Here is a 2,281-nt window from a genome sequence, read left to right on the forward strand (position 1 = left end):
AAATAAAAATTTGGGGTTGTGTTTTTTAAGCATTGTGTTGAATTGTAGTTATAATATATTTGTTTTTAAAAGATTTATTAAATTTCTTTTTGTGGTATTGATATGAAAATCACAATTTTAGAATGAAAACAAATGGTTTCATTACGGAATTGCGAATTTAAGAAAACATTTAATAATATAAAATCAGTTATTGGAAAACATAATATTAAATTATTGTAAAGGAATAACGGACTTTATTTCGATAAAGTATATTTATAAGACAAGACTTGAGATTTCTCTAAATTTATGAATCGACGAGTTACGAATTATCTATATTTGGTTAATTAAGAATGGAACTTACGATGCAAATATCCAAGTTAGTTTTAATTTAAATAAAGTATATGGTAGACAATGAAGCTGAATTGATTCGGATAAAGTTGTTGGAAAATTCAATTCGCTTGCTTTCCGATTTCATGAGTGTGTTGTCAGATGGCTATAACCCGACAATCTTGGATGTGAAAGTTAGTATCGACAAAAAATTAAAGGATCAAGATCGATTTATATTTTCCTCTCCAAACAATTTGGGTACAGAATCTTTTTTTCTAGACAAGATTCAACCAACGAAAAAAGATATTGCCAATATTAAAGAGAGAATAAACGAGAACTTTTCTTGGTGTCTTAATCATTTAGCCACATTTAATAATGCGCCTGATATATTCGCAAGTAGCTATCATATTGAAAATCTAAGTCAATTAGTAGAAAAAGTAAAAATGCATATTTTTGATCTAACGGACTTATGGGACATAATTAGTTATGAATACTTGGTTGATACTAAAGATGGAACTTTGGTTAGAGTTCTTTTTATGCATTCCGACAATAAATCATTGATCTTAGATTTTGGAAACTATATTCATTGAGGAACTTTTCTTTATGTTTGTAAACTTACATTATTTCAAAATAATAAGAATATAAGAACAAAAAAGCTTCAGAGAAATCTGAAGCTTTTGTTTTAATAGTGAGAACAGAAATACTCTCGAACTGATAACTTTTGGGATTAAAAATAGGTTGACTCCGAATACGGATCGTAGATGTCTACATCCCATTGATTATCATTATATAGATCTGCAAAATCTTCATCGGCTTCTGCATCAATAGTATTTTCATTTTCTTCATTATAGCTAATGCCGTGTAGAAATTCACAGTCAAAATCTGGTTCGTCATCATGCTTATCGTACAAGTCTAACGAAGCTGAAGTTTGTTTTTCAGAATAAAATTCAGCATCTATCAGATTTGCATTAGATTGAATAGTAATCGAGTTAAAATTTGTAGAGGTAGTTATAGATGATTTCATGATTTTTATTATTTATTGGCTTTATAAAAACATATTTTCTTAATTCAAAAATACATAGTGCAACAATGTTTTTATTTACAGAATTTTGCCTTGAGTTTATATAATTAATCATTGTAGAATATGATCTCCACTTAATTAGTGTTTTTTACAGAGTTTGTTGGTTTATTTAACGCTGAGATATACTCGTTGTAAAAGCTATGTAAGTCTCCTTGATTTTGCAGAAATGTTTGAAAAAAAAAAGCAAATTGAAAAATGTAGTTTAATTCTTTTTCTGCTTTTTTTATTTACATATCCATATATTTGAAAACTCGTCAATGTGTAATATTAATTAACAGAAAAAATATAGAAGAACTATTTTATGGAAATAAAAACTAAAAATAATCGAACATTAATTTTTAGACAAACTACAGATGAAAGGATATGGGAAACTAAGGCCGAATTTTCTGCAGGTAATGACTTCCGTAAATTCAATTATCAATTTTCTTTTAATGAAAAAATAATTTCTAAAAAATACATTATTGAAGGTTATGATTTCAATTCATATTTAATAAATTTTATTGATAGGTTTATTGAAAACGAAGAAAAAATATTAAAGATTTCTAGAAAAATCTTAGATGATATTAAGAGTATAAACGATAATTTGACGTTCAAACATAATTCAGAGAATTCACCATTATTTTATGTGCGAATTTTGGACATTGTAAATTATTCTTTTAAAGTATATTTTTCAACAAATTATGGTTATGAAGAATATATTATAAAGTTTTTATTATATGATAATGGAGATTTTGTAATAACCAAAGTAAAAAGGAAACTTTGTTATTAAGATATCTAATTCAATAATCTGAATTAGACATTATAAAAAAAGCTCCAGATTTCTCTGAAGCTTTTGTCTTAGTAGCGGGAACAGGACTCGAACCTGTGACCTTCGGGTTATGAGCCCGACGAGCT

General features: G+C 26.9%; 3 protein-coding genes. 2 read left to right on the plus strand and 1 reads right to left on the minus strand.

The window, feature by feature from the left end; translation table 11 throughout:
• The first annotated feature begins 380 nt into the window (after positions 1-380).
• Positions 381-896, plus strand: coding sequence for a hypothetical protein (locus B3J44_RS21235; protein ID WP_286971280.1), 516 nt, complete (start codon positions 381-383; stop codon positions 894-896).
• A gap of 137 nt (positions 897-1,033) precedes the next feature.
• Here B3J44_RS21235 and B3J44_RS21240 read toward each other — a convergent pair whose 3' ends face one another.
• Positions 1,034-1,330: a hypothetical protein gene (locus B3J44_RS21240; protein ID WP_286971281.1), complete on the minus strand. Its 297-nt coding sequence runs from the start codon at positions 1,328-1,330 to the stop codon at positions 1,034-1,036.
• 358 nt (positions 1,331-1,688) lie between these two features.
• On the opposite strand from B3J44_RS21240, the gene B3J44_RS21245 reads away from it, so the two are divergent.
• Entirely contained in the window at positions 1,689-2,156 is a 468-nt protein-coding gene (locus B3J44_RS21245; protein ID WP_286971282.1) for a hypothetical protein, read from the plus strand.
• The last annotated feature ends 125 nt before the right edge of the window (positions 2,157-2,281 follow it).

The organism is Flavobacterium sp. UBA4854, assembly GCF_002399805.1.
Taxonomy (GTDB): Bacteria; Bacteroidota; Bacteroidia; order Flavobacteriales; family Flavobacteriaceae; genus Flavobacterium; species Flavobacterium ginsengisoli.